This window comes from Butyrivibrio sp. AD3002 (assembly GCF_000420905.1).
Classification (GTDB): Bacteria; Bacillota; Clostridia; order Lachnospirales; family Lachnospiraceae; genus Butyrivibrio.
Genome location: NZ_ATVV01000001.1, coordinates 237,892 through 250,800 on the forward strand (window position 1 = coordinate 237,892; position 12,909 = coordinate 250,800).

The 12,909-nt window shown below is 37.1% G+C and carries 17 protein-coding genes; 16 read left to right on the plus strand and 1 reads right to left on the minus strand.

Features of this window, described 5'->3' with window-relative positions; translation table 11 throughout:
- The first annotated feature begins 14 nt into the window (after nucleotides 1-14).
- The 10 genes from G596_RS20420 (at nucleotide 15) to rsfS (ending at nucleotide 6,331) form a co-directional block, all read left to right on the plus strand.
- Complete coding sequence (locus G596_RS20420) at nucleotides 15-770, plus strand: TIGR03936 family radical SAM-associated protein (protein ID WP_022759961.1); 756 nt, start codon at nucleotides 15-17, stop codon at nucleotides 768-770.
- The gene (locus G596_RS23330) at nucleotides 763-1,806 is read left to right on the plus strand and encodes a ribonuclease E/G (RefSeq protein WP_022759962.1); all 1,044 of its coding nucleotides are present in this window, start codon (nucleotides 763-765) and stop codon (nucleotides 1,804-1,806) included. Before G596_RS20420 ends, G596_RS23330 begins: the two co-directional genes overlap by 8 nt.
- 92 nt (nucleotides 1,807-1,898) lie before the next feature.
- On the plus strand, nucleotides 1,899-2,207 hold the full coding sequence (rplU, locus tag G596_RS0101015) for a 50S ribosomal protein L21 (RefSeq protein ID WP_022759963.1): 309 nt from the start codon (nucleotides 1,899-1,901) through the stop codon (nucleotides 2,205-2,207).
- Between the two features lie 27 nt (nucleotides 2,208-2,234).
- Entirely contained in the window at nucleotides 2,235-2,564 is a 330-nt protein-coding gene (locus G596_RS0101020; protein ID WP_022759964.1) for a ribosomal-processing cysteine protease Prp, read from the plus strand.
- Between the two features lie 3 nt (nucleotides 2,565-2,567).
- Entirely contained in the window at nucleotides 2,568-2,852 is a 285-nt protein-coding gene (rpmA, locus tag G596_RS0101025) for a 50S ribosomal protein L27 (RefSeq protein WP_022759965.1), read from the plus strand.
- Between the two features lie 97 nt (nucleotides 2,853-2,949).
- The gene (gene obgE, locus G596_RS20430) at nucleotides 2,950-4,344 is read left to right on the plus strand and encodes a GTPase ObgE (RefSeq protein WP_022759966.1); all 1,395 of its coding nucleotides are present in this window, start codon (nucleotides 2,950-2,952) and stop codon (nucleotides 4,342-4,344) included.
- The gene (gene yhbY / locus G596_RS0101035; RefSeq protein WP_022759967.1) at nucleotides 4,328-4,624 is read left to right on the plus strand and encodes a ribosome assembly RNA-binding protein YhbY; all 297 of its coding nucleotides are present in this window, start codon (nucleotides 4,328-4,330) and stop codon (nucleotides 4,622-4,624) included. Before obgE ends, yhbY begins: the two co-directional genes overlap by 17 nt.
- A gap of 77 nt (nucleotides 4,625-4,701) precedes the next feature.
- Entirely contained in the window at nucleotides 4,702-5,358 is a 657-nt protein-coding gene (gene nadD, locus G596_RS20435; RefSeq protein ID WP_022759968.1) for a nicotinate-nucleotide adenylyltransferase, read from the plus strand.
- 21 nt (nucleotides 5,359-5,379) lie between these two features.
- On the plus strand, nucleotides 5,380-5,973 hold the full coding sequence (gene yqeK / locus G596_RS0101045) for a bis(5'-nucleosyl)-tetraphosphatase (symmetrical) YqeK (RefSeq protein WP_022759969.1): 594 nt from the start codon (nucleotides 5,380-5,382) through the stop codon (nucleotides 5,971-5,973).
- Nucleotides 5,966-6,331 (plus strand): ribosome silencing factor, encoded by a 366-nt coding sequence (rsfS, locus tag G596_RS0101050; protein WP_022759970.1) that lies wholly within the window; start codon nucleotides 5,966-5,968, stop codon nucleotides 6,329-6,331. The genes yqeK and rsfS overlap by 8 nt, the downstream gene beginning before the upstream one ends.
- A 104-nt stretch (nucleotides 6,332-6,435) precedes the next feature.
- Here the strand turns inward: rsfS and lexA are convergent, their stop codons facing one another.
- A complete protein-coding gene (lexA, locus tag G596_RS0101055; RefSeq protein WP_022759971.1) occupies nucleotides 6,436-7,050 on the minus strand; it encodes a transcriptional repressor LexA in 615 nt (204 codons plus the stop codon).
- Nucleotides 7,051-7,449: 399 nt separating this feature from the next.
- On the opposite strand from lexA, the gene G596_RS0101060 reads away from it, so the two are divergent.
- From G596_RS0101060 to G596_RS0101085, 6 genes are all read left to right on the plus strand, one after another.
- Nucleotides 7,450-7,866 carry a LysM peptidoglycan-binding domain-containing protein gene (locus tag G596_RS0101060; RefSeq protein WP_022759972.1) on the plus strand — a complete coding sequence of 139 codons (417 nt, stop codon included), beginning with the start codon at nucleotides 7,450-7,452 and terminating at the stop codon, nucleotides 7,864-7,866.
- Between the two features lie 143 nt (nucleotides 7,867-8,009).
- A complete protein-coding gene (locus tag G596_RS0101065; RefSeq protein ID WP_022759973.1) occupies nucleotides 8,010-9,134 on the plus strand; it encodes a DUF5692 family protein in 1,125 nt (374 codons plus the stop codon).
- A gap of 33 nt (nucleotides 9,135-9,167) precedes the next feature.
- On the plus strand, nucleotides 9,168-9,515 hold the full coding sequence (locus tag G596_RS0101070; protein ID WP_022759974.1) for a hydrogenase maturation nickel metallochaperone HypA: 348 nt from the start codon (nucleotides 9,168-9,170) through the stop codon (nucleotides 9,513-9,515).
- A gap of 183 nt (nucleotides 9,516-9,698) precedes the next feature.
- Nucleotides 9,699-10,958, plus strand: coding sequence for a 6-phosphofructokinase (locus G596_RS0101075; RefSeq protein ID WP_022759975.1), 1,260 nt, complete (start codon nucleotides 9,699-9,701; stop codon nucleotides 10,956-10,958).
- A gap of 211 nt (nucleotides 10,959-11,169) precedes the next feature.
- Nucleotides 11,170-11,883: a DUF975 family protein gene (locus G596_RS20440; protein WP_022759976.1), complete on the plus strand. Its 714-nt coding sequence runs from the start codon at nucleotides 11,170-11,172 to the stop codon at nucleotides 11,881-11,883.
- A gap of 92 nt (nucleotides 11,884-11,975) precedes the next feature.
- Nucleotides 11,976-12,869 (plus strand): Ig-like domain-containing protein, encoded by an 894-nt coding sequence (locus tag G596_RS0101085; RefSeq protein ID WP_022759977.1) that lies wholly within the window; start codon nucleotides 11,976-11,978, stop codon nucleotides 12,867-12,869.
- Nucleotides 12,870-12,909: the final 40 nt, after the last annotated feature.

The following is a 12,909-nucleotide window of genomic DNA, read 5'->3' on the forward strand; positions in this document are numbered from 1 at the left end:
GGTACTGACAAATTATGGTAAAACTACGATTAAAATTTTCAAAGCATGGTCCGATAAGGTTTCTTGGTCATCTGGATGTCATGAGATATGTCCAAAAAGCTATAAGACGTGCTGAAATAGATATTAAATACAGTGAAGGCTACAGCCCTCATCAGATTCTTTCTTTTGCACAGCCTCTTAGTGTCGGTTCCACAACCGATGGTGATTATATGGATATGACCGTACTTAGCTGTAAGTCACCCGAAGCTGTTATGGATTCTTTAAACAATGCAATGAATGAAGGCATTGTAATAACGGCTATCAGTGAACTGCCGGAGAAATCCGTAAATGCCATGACGAGTGTAGCTGCTGCTGAATATGTTATTTCATTCAGAGATGGAAAAGCTCCTGAGTTTAATCTAGAAAGTACTTTTAGAAGTTTCATGGAACAGAATGAAATTTTAGCTACAAAGAAGACAAAAAATGGTGAGAAAGAAATAAATATCAAGCCACTGATTTATGATTATGAGATACTTCCGGGAAATCAGATACATGTCCTTGTATCTGCCGGCAGTTCAAGTAATTTAAAAGCATCTCTTTTAACCGAATCGCTGTTTTCATTTGCAGGAGAGGAGATGAAGCCGTTTGCTGCCGTCTATCACAGACTTGAAACCTACCTTTCCGGTAATGATGAAAAAGGTTACTTTATTCAGCCTATGATTCCGCAAAAAATTCCGGCTCTTTCTTTTGCTGCCACTAAGTCCTCCTCACAGGGAAAGCTTTATGTGTGAAATAATTATTACAAGATGGCACGGACATCTTTCAATGATCGGTATTCTTAATAATACAGTTCAGTCGCTGGATATTTTGGATTCCATTGACAGGATCGGCAATATATACGTCGGAAGAGTCGAGAATCTTGTATCCAATTTAAACGCTGCTTTTGTCAGGTTTGAAAACATTAAGGGAAAGCATAGTGTAGGATTTTTACCATTTAAAGCTATGCCTCCTGCACATATACTTAACAGAAATGCTGATTCATCTGCATTGAAAACCGGCGATATAGTTCTTGTCCAATTAAAAGTGGAAGAGCAAAAAACAAAGCAGGCGAGGCTATCCGGTAAAATCGACCTTGATAGTTCTACTTTTGACGGTAATATCGATGATTTGATAAAGATTGCCAAGACAAGATGTGAGTACCAGATGATATCAGGTAATACCGGCCTTGTATCTGATGAAATTAGTACATTCGTATCTGATTTTATCAAAATTATTGATGCTATTGATCCTGATGCCAATTGCGCAGAATCCTATAAAATTGTTACAGATATACGAGATATTTATGATGAACTGAGCGCTCATAATGTTGTATGTGAATATTATGATGAGGAAGAAAAAAGACTTCCTTTACAAATAAATTATAGTCTTTCCAGTAAAACAGATGATTTGTTTGGGAAGAAGGTCTGGCTGGATTCGGGAGCATTTCTGATAATAGAGCAGACTGAAACCCTTAATCTGATTGACGTCAACTCAGGAAAAGCTACAAAAAAATCCGAGGATTTCTTTTTAAAACTTAATATAGAAGCTGCTATTGAGGCTTACAGACAGATTAGGCTAAGAAATCTTTCGGGCATGATACTTATTGATTTCGTGTCAATGAAAAATGCCGACATGAATGAAAGACTTATCTCATTTATAAAGAATCTGATACAATCGGATCCAATGAATCTGACTTATATTGATTTGACAGGTCTTGGTATAATGGAGTTTACAAGACAAAAAAGAAAAAAATCTCTGAGAGAAACTATTGACATAAAAAATAAGTGATGTTATTATTTCAGAGTATGCCGCTTAACGAGGTTGAAGTGGATTAATTTTTCCCACCATAGTTAGCGAGATTTGGAAAAAGGAGGTGCCTTATGTACGCAATTATTGTTACTGGTGGTAAGCAGTACAAGGTTTCCGAGGGCGACGTTATTCGTGTTGAGAAGCTTGACGTAGAAGCCGGAAAAGAAGTTACATTTGATAATGTTATTGCTGTAAGTGATGACAAGACTCTTAAGGTTGCTGGTGATGTAGCAGGCGCTAAAGTTAGTGCAACTGTTATGGAACAGGGCAAGGGCAAGAAGGTTATCGTTTACAAGTACAAGTCTAAGACAGGTTATCACAAGAAGAACGGTCACAGACAGTGCTTCACAAGCGTAAAGATTGATAAGATTTCTCTTTAATCTTGTGTTTTTTGAGTGTTTGCAGATATGACAAATATCATTATTCGTAAAAATACGGATGGCGAGTACAAGGGCTTTAAGCTTGAAGGACATGCCGGTTCCGGTGAATATGGCAAAGATATAGTATGTGCAGCAATTTCCATGCTATCTATTAATACTGTCAATTCTCTTGAAAAATTTACAGATGATGTTTTTACCTGTGATGCTAATCCTGAGAAGGGTTACATCGAAGTGCAAGCAGAGAATGGTTTCTCTAAGGAGGGCGAATTATTGATGAAGTCCTTTGAGCTTGGAATTACAGGTGTCTACAAACAGTATGGTAATGAGTTTTTGAACATTAAATTCGAGGAGGTGTAAGTCATGTTGAATATGGACCTTCAATTTTTTGCTCATAAGAAGGGAGTCGGATCCACAAAGAATGGTCGTGATTCCGAGTCAAAGCGTCTTGGAGCAAAGAGAGCTGACGGACAATTCGTAAAGGCTGGAAATATTTTATACAGACAGCGCGGCACTCATATTCATCCCGGTGTGAACGTTGGTATCGGTAAGGATGATACTCTGTTTGCACTTATCGATGGTGTGCTTCGTTTCGAGCGCAAAGGCCGCGATAAGAAGCAGGCTAGCGTTTACGCTGTAGAGAAGTAATCAGTATCGTTTTGTATTGAGCTCCAAACATATTTTGTTTGGAGCTCTTTTTCTTAGAATCCCCGTTGTTTTTATATAATTTATTTAGGAGATTATAATGCCTGCATTTGTTGATAGAGCAAGAATATTTGTTAAAAGCGGAAAAGGCGGAGATGGCCACGTATCCTTCAGAAGAGAAAAATTTGTTGCCAATGGTGGTCCCGATGGCGGAGACGGCGGAAAAGGTGGAGATGTTATTGTTAAAGTTGATCTTGGAATCAATACTCTCTCAGATTTCCATTATGGCGGCAAATATAAAGCAGAAAACGGTGAAGATGGCGGAAAGAGAAGATGTCACGGCAAACAAGGCTCTGATATCATTATTAAGGTCCCCCAGGGTACTGTAATTAAAGAAGCTGAGAGCGGTAAAGTCATTGTCGATATGTCCGGCGAAACCACAGAGTTTGTTTTACTTAAAGGTGGTCGCGGCGGTAATGGTAATATGCATTATGCAACCAGTACAATGCAGGCGCCGAGATATGCTCAGCCCGGCCAACCCTCCAAAGAACTTGAAATATTACTTGAGCTGAAAATGATAGCAGATGTAGGACTTGTTGGTTTCCCCAATGTTGGTAAATCGACGTTTTTAACAAAAGTATCTAACGCTAAGCCCAAAGTAGCAAACTATCATTTCACAACATTAACCCCTATTCTGGGTGTTGTAAGTTTAAATGATGCAAGAGGTTTTGTTGTAGCAGATATTCCCGGACTTATCGAGGGCGCAGCCGATGGAGCAGGTCTCGGACATGAATTTTTGCGCCACATTGAGCGTACAAGGATGATGATTCATGTTGTAGATGCTGCAGGAACAGAAGGGCGGGATCCCTTTGAAGATATAGAAGCCATAAATAATGAACTTGCCAAATACAATGCCGATATTACCAAGAAAACACAGGTAATAGCAGCAAATAAGATTGACATGCTTCCTGATGGAGAAGACTCTGAGATAATTCAAAAACTCAGAGAAAAATTTGAGCCACAGGGTGTAAAGGTATTTGCAACGTCAACGTTAACTGGCAAAGGCATTAATGAACTGCTATACTATATAAGTAGAGAACTTGACAAACTTGGTGATGATACTGTCGTATTTGAAAGTGAGTATGATCCCGAGGTTGAACTCAAGGTAGAAAATGAGTCCTTCACTGTTGAATATGATTCAAATGCTAAGGAATATGTAATAGAAGGACCAAAGATTGAAAAAATGCTTGGATATACTAACCTTGATTCCGAAAAAGGTTTCGCATTTTTCCAGAATTTCCTTGTTGAGACAGGTATTCTCGATAAACTTGAAGAACTTGGTATACAGGAAGGTGATACCGTCAGAATGTACGGTAACAGTTTTGATTATTACAGAAATGCAGATACCGGCGATAATCCAGTCATGAATAATGCCGAAATGCAAGATGATGATATAGATATTGATATGGAGGACAATGATGAATTTAACGAGTAAACAGCGCGCTTACTTAAAAGGGTTAGCCATGAATCTGGAGCCTGTTTTTCAGATTGGCAAGTCAGCAGTAACTCCCGAAGTAACTGAAGCAGTTTCCGAATGTTTTAATAATAAAGAGCTTATAAAGGGTTCTATTTTAAAGAATTGTACTGATGATGTTAAAGAGGTGGCAAATACTGTTGCTGACAGAACCAGATCAACACTCGTTCAGGTAATCGGCCGCAAATTTGTGTTATACAAGCCTTTTCATGAAAATCCTGAAATCAAGCTTCCTAAATAAGTAATATGTATTAAAATTTGGCCCTGTTATCATAAAGGCTACAATACTAAAAACAATTTTACAGCGAGGTTATTACTATGGCAGGCAGAAAAATCGGAATATTAGGCGGAACGTTTGATCCTATTCATCATGTTCATCTTATTCTTGGCGAAGCAGCAAGAGAGCAGTTTTGCCTGGACAGGATTATCTTTATACCCAGTGGGTGTTCATATATGAAAGATACATCTTCCATAACTCCCGGTGAGCTTAGATATCAGATGGTTAAGCTTGCAATTGAAAATAATCCTTATTTTACCTGCTCTCGAATTGAGATTGATCGTGAAGGTAATAGTTATACTATTGATACCTTACGTGAGCTTAAGAAGATGTATCCCGGTGATGAGATATATCTGATACTCGGCGGTGATACTTTCAGATCAATTGAAAGCTGGTATGAAAGTGAAGAGATTTTCAAAAACTGCATTATTCTGGCTGCTGTAAGAGACAATATGTCTATAGAAGATATGGATAAGCAAAGACGCCATCTGCACGATACATATGGTGCTGATGTCAGAATTCTCTCATTTAAGAATCTTGATTTATCAAGCAGCGACATCAGAGCTCGTATGAAAACCGGAAGATCGGTAAGATATCTTCTTCCGGATTCTGTTATTGAGTTTGCATGCCTGAAGAATATATTCAATGGAATCCCCGTAGATAATGATACCGATGATGTAAAAATATATAATGGTTGATTCATTACCTGACATTACATTATGAAGATTATTGATATTTCACACAAATTCCGAAAAGAAATGAAGCTTGTACTAAATGCGGATCGTTTTGACCACACATTGGGAGTAGCGTATACAGCAGCAAATATGGCCGCTGTACATGATGTTTCTATTGAAAAGGCTCTTATTGCAGGATATTTACATGACTGCGCTAAAAATCTCGATCATGAAGAGCAAATTAAAATCTGCAAAAAGTACGAAGTTGATATTTCCGAAGTAGAAAGAAGAAATCCGTCACTTATTCATGCTAAAGCAGGTATGTGTTTGGCAGAGCACAGATATGGTATCGATGACAAAGAGATTTTATCAGCTATAAGGTGGCATACTACCGGACATCCGGGAATGACGGACCTTGAAAAAATCGTATTCATCGCAGATTTTATAGAACCGAACAGAAAACCGCTTGAACATATGAGCGAAATTCGTAAAGAAGCATATAAAAATCTCGACAAATGTATGCTTTATATATTAAGGGACACGCTTAACTATTTAAAAAACATTGATAAAGAATGCGATCCAATGACTCAGGACACTTATGATTATTATTTAAAAAAGGGCAGGATGAACAATGAGTGAACACACAATTGAAAATTCAAAAAATATGGTCAAGATAGCTGTTGAGGCTATAGAAAATACAAAGGGCTCCGATATTGAAATTATCGATATCAGTGAAGTTTCATCACTTGGTGATTATTTCATAGTTGCAAGTGGTTCAAACAGATCTCAGATCCAGGCTATGGCTGATAAAGTTGAAGAGGCCCTTGGCAGAGCAGGCTATGAGAAAAAGGATGTAGAAGGTTATGAGAGTGCTTTTTGGATTCTTCAGGACTTCGGAGACATAATTGTTCACATATTTGATCAGGAAAACAGATTATTCTATGATCTTGAAAGAATATGGAGAGACGGAAAGCATATTACTAAAGATGAGCTGTAATTAGTTAAGGAGTAGATATTTATGAAAATATCTACTCCTTCTTTTTTATCAATATTAAATGATCTAATCGAGGATTTGGCATTTATAAATACAAATCAAAAATATCAATAAAGCCTTAAAACGCCAAATACTCTGCCAAGAATCTCGCAATCATCGACAATTATAGGTTCCATAGTATCGTTCTCAGGCTGAAGTCTTATATGTCCCTTTTCTTTATAAAAAGTTTTAACTGTTGCTGAATCATCTATAAGGGCAACTATCTGCTCACCATTCCTGGCTGTATCACAAGCTTCAACAAAAATATGATCCCCATTAAAAATGCCGGCATTTATCATAGAATCACCTTTAACATTTAGTATGAACATCTGTCCTTTAGGACACATCTCAGCCGGGATAGGGAAGTAGCTGTCAATATTCTGCTCTGCAAGAATAGGAGTTCCCGCAGCAACCTGACCGACAACAGGAATATTAACCATCTCAGTTCGAATCATATTGAATGAATCGTCACAAATTTCAATTGTACGAGGCTTGGTAGGATCTCTTTTTATATATCCGTTTTTCTCAAGTGTTTCAAGATGAGAGTGGACAGAAGATGTTGATTTCAGATGTACTGTCTCACAAATTTCTCTTACTGTCGGCGGATAGCCTTTCTCCAGAATCTTATCCTTGATAAAATCCAATATTTCTTGCTGTTTTGCACTAATTCTTCTTTTTTCCATGATAATCCTCCATAAAAATTCAGAACCTATGTTCAGTTTAGCATAAAAAAAGAATTATAGCAAACATATATTCGCTGTACGTTTTATTGGACAGGGGATGGATTATTATGAATACATAAAGAAATTGAATTAATCACAAAACACCCACATTACTGTGAGTGTCCTGCGATTTTCTTATGAGGGGGAGATAGTGTGATTTCGTTCATCAACTATCTTGATTAAATAATACTTTATAAATATGAACAAAATATGAACTCAAACGAATGATTTCTTTAAGATTATTTTGTTCTCAATTTTAGAACAAATGTGCGAATTTATTGTTGACAAAAGAATAAATGTTCGATATATTTATTACAGAACAACTGTTCGTAACGTTTGTTCGCATTCGGAGGTAACAAGATGAGAGAAGTGGTTGTTGGTGGTAAAACTTATAGTTATTCAGAGAACTGTGAGAAGAGCTTTGTTCGTTCCATGAATAATAAGAAGAGAAGAGAGATACAGCTTCGCAGAAGAGTTGTTACATTTTGTGTTTCTGTTTCTGTAATCATTTTCCTTGCTCTCATTCTTTCATTCTCATTTAAATCTGACGCAAGTAGCAGTGATGATCATCAGCAATATCGTTATTATTCTTCCGTATCAATAGCTTCCGGTGATTCAGTATATTCGATAGCTGAGAAATATATGGACGACCTTCATTACAGAGATATCAATGAACTTGCTCATGACATCGCTTCAATCAACAGAATATCGACAAATACTGATCTTGTAGCAGGTTCTAAAATATTTGTTCCTTATTATGATTATTTCATAAAATAAAAAGAAAAAAATCGGAAACTACATTTTAAATAATAGTATCCATAAATACAGTATAAAATATATAACTTTTGCCAATAGCATTTTACGCTCATATATTGCATTATTATTGAAGATAATATTGTTTAATTTTATGGAGGTAACTTATGCTATTCCAACTTTATGGCTCAAGTGCTGCGTCACAACTCATTGGATGGGTTCTTGTCTTCACGGGCCTTATTCTTATGAACGAGATTGGTAGAAGAACAAAAGCCGGCGGTATCCTGGTTTTTGTAATTATCCCTACAATCCTCACAGTTTATTTTATTGTAGCACATCTTGGTATGTTTGGAGGTGCGAGCAATCCTACAGTAGCTTATATGGACGGTTGGTTCCATTATTTCAAACTTTACGCTGCTGATATAGGATGTGTAGGCTTCATGATGATCAAGTACAAGTGGGGCATTGGCAAAGAAAAATGGTTTGCCTGGTTCCCTTGGTTCATCGTTGCAGCTAACATCATGATCGCAAATGTTTCTGATATGGAGTCAGCTCTTGCTGCATTTAATATCACAGGTAACCTTTCCGGTGCATGGTGGGCATCTAACGAAGGTGTATTCATCTACGGTGGATGGTGGAACGTTGTTAACGCTCTTGCAGGTATGATAAATATCTTCTGTATGACAGGTGTTGTTCATCTTTACACGTCTAAAGACAGAAATAAGTCAGATATGCTCTGGCCTGATATGACCGTTTGGTTTATTCTTGCTTATGATGTATGGAACTTTGAGTATACATACCTAAATCTTCCTACACACACCTGGTATTGCGGCGTTGCACTTCTTCTTGCACCTACTTTTGCAAATGCATTTTGGAACAAGGGTGCATGGATTCAGAACAGAGCTAATACACTTGCTATCTGGTGCATGTGGGCTCAGGTAGTTCCAGGATTCCAGCTTTGGAGTAAGTTTGCGGCAGCACTTCCTACAGTATACGGTGGTGCTACAGCTAATAACATTACTACAATGGATCTTTATTCAAAGGCAATTGAGCTTTACAATTCAGGAGCAGGTAAAACAGCACAGGCAGGAGAAATCATTTCATCTATGGGCATTACCGCAGATCCCAGAATGCAGGGATTTGTTGCTATTCTCTCAATTACAATCAATGTTATTTGCATAGCAGAGATTATTAAGAGAGCAGTAAAACTTGGTAAGAATCCTTACTCAAATAATGTATTTGAAGATACTAAGGATTTCCAGCTTGCTATGGATCGTGCTGAGAAGGCGTAAATATTTATATCGCGCTTATAATTGAGGTTTTTTATGCACGAACTTGGTGTAGTATTTCATATTATTGATGATCTTAAAGAGGTCGCAGAAGAAAACAAAATTGAAAAAATTGAGAAGGTTACAATTGAACTTGGTGAAGTTTCAACCGTAATTCCTCACTTTTTGACTGACTGTTGGAAGTGGGCTTCAGAGAAGCAGGATTTTATTAAAGATACAGAACTTTTAATCGAAACAATTCCTGCGATAACTGAGTGTCAGGATTGCAAGAAGCAATATGGAACCGTTGCCCACGGAAGAATATGTCCCTTTTGCGGCAGTGAACACACATATCTTGTACAGGGTAATGAATTTCTAATAAAAGAAATTGAAGTACAGGAATGATTGCAAAATTAATATATTTTAACGAAAAACTCAGCTTATATCCCTGATATAAGTTGAGTTTTTTTAATCTATTGCGTATTTTGTATTTTTTTCTTATACATTTTTAATGACAACATAGGATTTTTATTATAAAATGTATGCATGTTGCATAATACAAAACTAGGTAAGGGGGTATTCATAGCCATGGCAACTAAGGAGAAGAGAAATGTTATTGTTGGACAGTCAGGAGGACCTACAGCTGCAATCAATTCCTCACTTGCAGGTGTTTATCGTACAGCTATAGATCGTGGATACAAGAAGGTTTACGGAATGATCCATGGTGTTCAGGGTCTTATGGAAGGTCGTTATGTTGATCTTGCAGAGCACATTAAGACAGGTCTTGATGCTGAGCTCTTAAAGAGAACACCTTCGGCTTATCTTGGCTCATGTCGTTATAAGCTTCCGGAAATATTCGAAAGCAAAGAGACATATGAGAAGATTTTCCAGATACTGACTGATTTGGAAATCGATTGCTTTATTTATATCGGTGGTAATGACTCAATGGATACCATCAAAAAGCTTTCCGATTATGCAATTATTTCGGGATCTACAGTAAGATTCGTAGGATGTCCCAAAACAATTGATAATGACCTTGCACTTACTGATCACACACCCGGATATGGCTCTGCAGCAAAGTACATCGGTACTTCCGTAAAAGAGATTATTCGTGATGGTTGGAGTCTTGAGACCGAGCATGGTCAGGTTGTTATCGTTGAAATCATGGGTAGAAACGCCGGCTGGCTTACAGGTTCAGCTGCTCTTTCAAGAGGAGAGGACTGTGATGGTCCTGATGCAATCTATCTTCCCGAGCTTCCTTTTGACGTTAAGAAGTTCATAGATAAAGTCAGAAAACTCCTTAAAGAGAAAGCCAATGTTGTTATTGCAATCTCTGAGGGTATTCATGATAAAGATGGTAAATATATCAGCGAGTATGACAACGGCGTTGAATATGTAGACGCATTTGGACATAAGCAGCTTACAGGTACTGCAAGATATCTTTGCACAGTTCTTTCAACAGAAATCGGTTGTAAAACAAGAGCTATTGAACTTTCAACTCTTCAGAGAGCTGCAAGCCACTGTGCTTCACGTGTGGATATTCTTGAAGCATATGAGGTTGGCGGTGCTGCCATGAAGGCTGCTGATGAAGGTGACAGCGGTAAGATGGTTGTTATCGAGAGACTTTCAGATGATCCTTATCAGGCAGGAACAGAGGTTAAGGATGTTCATAAGATTGCAAATGATGAACGTCTTGTTCCCAGAGAATGGATTAATAAAGAAGGTACATATGTAACTGATGAGTTTATTACTTATGTTCGTCCTCTTATCCAGGGTGATGTTGGACCGATCATGGTAGATGGTATTCCGAGACATCTTTTCGTACCCGGATTCCAGGAACTCTTATAATATCTTCAATATTGACAATAATCTGTGTTACACCACTGTTATTGGGGGAGGGAGTTGCCTAATATTAGGCAACTCCTGTTTATAATTAATCGGATAATTTGCATAAAAGATATATTATTTCAATATATTTTGCTAAATTTGTACTTTAATTATGCACAATTTGATATAATATATATATAAAAGGAAACTTGTTTTTGAAGGGAGATTAATTATGTGGACAAATTCACTACTTAAACAAAACGGTAAGCTCAACATGAAAAAGAACTACTGGTATTGTGTTGTAGCTTCAGTAGTGCTTGGCATTTGCGTAGGCGGAAGCTCAGGCGGATCAGCTTATAACAGTACCCAGAATAGTGCCAGCTCAGGCGGATCATGGATTTCCGAAATTGATCCCGCAATTATAACAGCAATTTTGGGAGCTGCAGGAATAGCTATTATTATCGGTATCATTATTAAGATTGCTTTATTCAACCCCCTTGAAGTAGGATGCCAGAAGTTCTTTATAATGAACCGCGTTGAGCCCAAGGCTGAACTTGGCTATATAGCATTTGGTCTTAAGAATAACTGGAAGAATGTTGTAAAGACCATGTTTCTTACTCATTTATTTCAGGCTCTGTGGACTTTATTGTTTATTATCCCCGGAATAATAAAAGGCTATTCATACAGGCTCGTTCCATATATCATGGCTGAAAATCCTGATATGGACTCCAATGATGCCATTACACTTTCAAGATCTATGATGAATGGTCAAAAAATGAATGCATTTATTTATGATCTTTCCTTCCTTGGCTGGATAATTTTAACACTCTTTACATGCGGTATACTTGGTATTTTCTATGTTGGCCCTTACAAAGCATGTTCGGATGCAGAGCTTTATACAGCAATTAAAGAGAATTATAATCCGCAGAATACAGTATTACAGTAAAAGCTTAAGATAATATTAATTTTTCTGGCCTGTACTTTTGTGCAGGCCATTTTAGTGCGATAATATTATATATATTTATTTTGGGAACTATTATGAACACAAGAATTAAAAGATACATTTTTTTAATATTTCTATTTTGGGGATTCTTTTTTGCATGCCCTTTTTCAGAAAAACTGAGTATATCACTACATGTCAGTGCCGCCAGTGATAACAAGCTGTATGTCGGATCAAACGCCAGATATTTCACTAAGACTGTTCTTCCTAATGAAGAATTCAAAATTACGGTTTATGACAATCGTCAAAAGCTCAGCACAAAAGGCTTAAAATTTAAATCGAGTAAACCATCTGTTGCAACAATAGATAAAAATGGAAATATCGTTGCTCATGACCTGGGAATCACAACAATACAGATTAAGAGAAAACATCATCTTTTTGCCACTTTAACCGTTAAAGTAAAAGAAAGCATCCCACGAATTCTGTTTATAGGTGATTCCCGTTCGGTTTATATGTTCAATGTAAAAAACAATGAATTGTGCGGTGATGTCAGGAATGGAATGTTTGTTTATGCCAGAAGCGGAGCTCAGCATGATTACATAGACGAGGTCCTTAACGAAGTTGATCCCGATTCTTATGATGTAGTCGTTTCATGGATGGGGGCTAATGACAGAGGTAATTTTGGAGTTTATCGCAAATATTATAACGAACTACTAAAAATGAAAAAGAAGCTTATTCTATGTACTGTTGGTCCCGTAAAGGATGCATATCTTGATGAAATAGGTCTTATATGTTTTACAAATAATTTAATGGTACATTATAACAAAGGCCTGAAAAAATGGGCCAAGAAAAATCATGTAGCAACAATCGATTTATATAATTATATAGTAAAAAAGAATTTGAGAGTTGATACAAGAGACGGTGTTCATTATCTTCCACGTCCCACTAAGAGTATTTGGAAATTTATTTTAAAGAAATTACCAAATTTATAATAGCTATTTACTTCCACATGCCATAAAATGGTATGTGGAA

Coding starts and splice junctions, on each gene's coding strand:
- G596_RS20440 (WP_022759976.1), top strand. CDS start 11,170: ATGTGGACAAATTCACTACTTAAACAAAACGGTAAGCTCAACATGAAA.
- obgE (WP_022759966.1), top strand. CDS start 2,950: ATGCCTGCATTTGTTGATAGAGCAAGAATATTTGTTAAAAGCGGAAAA.
- G596_RS0101065 (WP_022759973.1), top strand. CDS start 8,010: ATGCTATTCCAACTTTATGGCTCAAGTGCTGCGTCACAACTCATTGGA.
- yqeK (WP_022759969.1), top strand. CDS start 5,380: ATGAAGATTATTGATATTTCACACAAATTCCGAAAAGAAATGAAGCTT.
- G596_RS0101020 (WP_022759964.1), top strand. CDS start 2,235: ATGACAAATATCATTATTCGTAAAAATACGGATGGCGAGTACAAGGGC.
- yhbY (WP_022759967.1), top strand. CDS start 4,328: ATGAATTTAACGAGTAAACAGCGCGCTTACTTAAAAGGGTTAGCCATG.
- rpmA (WP_022759965.1), top strand. CDS start 2,568: ATGTTGAATATGGACCTTCAATTTTTTGCTCATAAGAAGGGAGTCGGA.
- G596_RS0101060 (WP_022759972.1), top strand. CDS start 7,450: ATGAGAGAAGTGGTTGTTGGTGGTAAAACTTATAGTTATTCAGAGAAC.
- G596_RS20420 (WP_022759961.1), top strand. CDS start 15: ATGGTAAAACTACGATTAAAATTTTCAAAGCATGGTCCGATAAGGTTT.
- nadD (WP_022759968.1), top strand. CDS start 4,702: ATGGCAGGCAGAAAAATCGGAATATTAGGCGGAACGTTTGATCCTATT.
- G596_RS0101075 (WP_022759975.1), top strand. CDS start 9,699: ATGGCAACTAAGGAGAAGAGAAATGTTATTGTTGGACAGTCAGGAGGA.
- lexA (WP_022759971.1), bottom strand. CDS start 7,050: ATGGAAAAAAGAAGAATTAGTGCAAAACAGCAAGAAATATTGGATTTT.
- rsfS (WP_022759970.1), top strand. CDS start 5,966: ATGAGTGAACACACAATTGAAAATTCAAAAAATATGGTCAAGATAGCT.
- rplU (WP_022759963.1), top strand. CDS start 1,899: ATGTACGCAATTATTGTTACTGGTGGTAAGCAGTACAAGGTTTCCGAG.
- G596_RS0101070 (WP_022759974.1), top strand. CDS start 9,168: ATGCACGAACTTGGTGTAGTATTTCATATTATTGATGATCTTAAAGAG.
- G596_RS0101085 (WP_022759977.1), top strand. CDS start 11,976: ATGAACACAAGAATTAAAAGATACATTTTTTTAATATTTCTATTTTGG.
- G596_RS23330 (WP_022759962.1), top strand. CDS start 763: ATGTGTGAAATAATTATTACAAGATGGCACGGACATCTTTCAATGATC.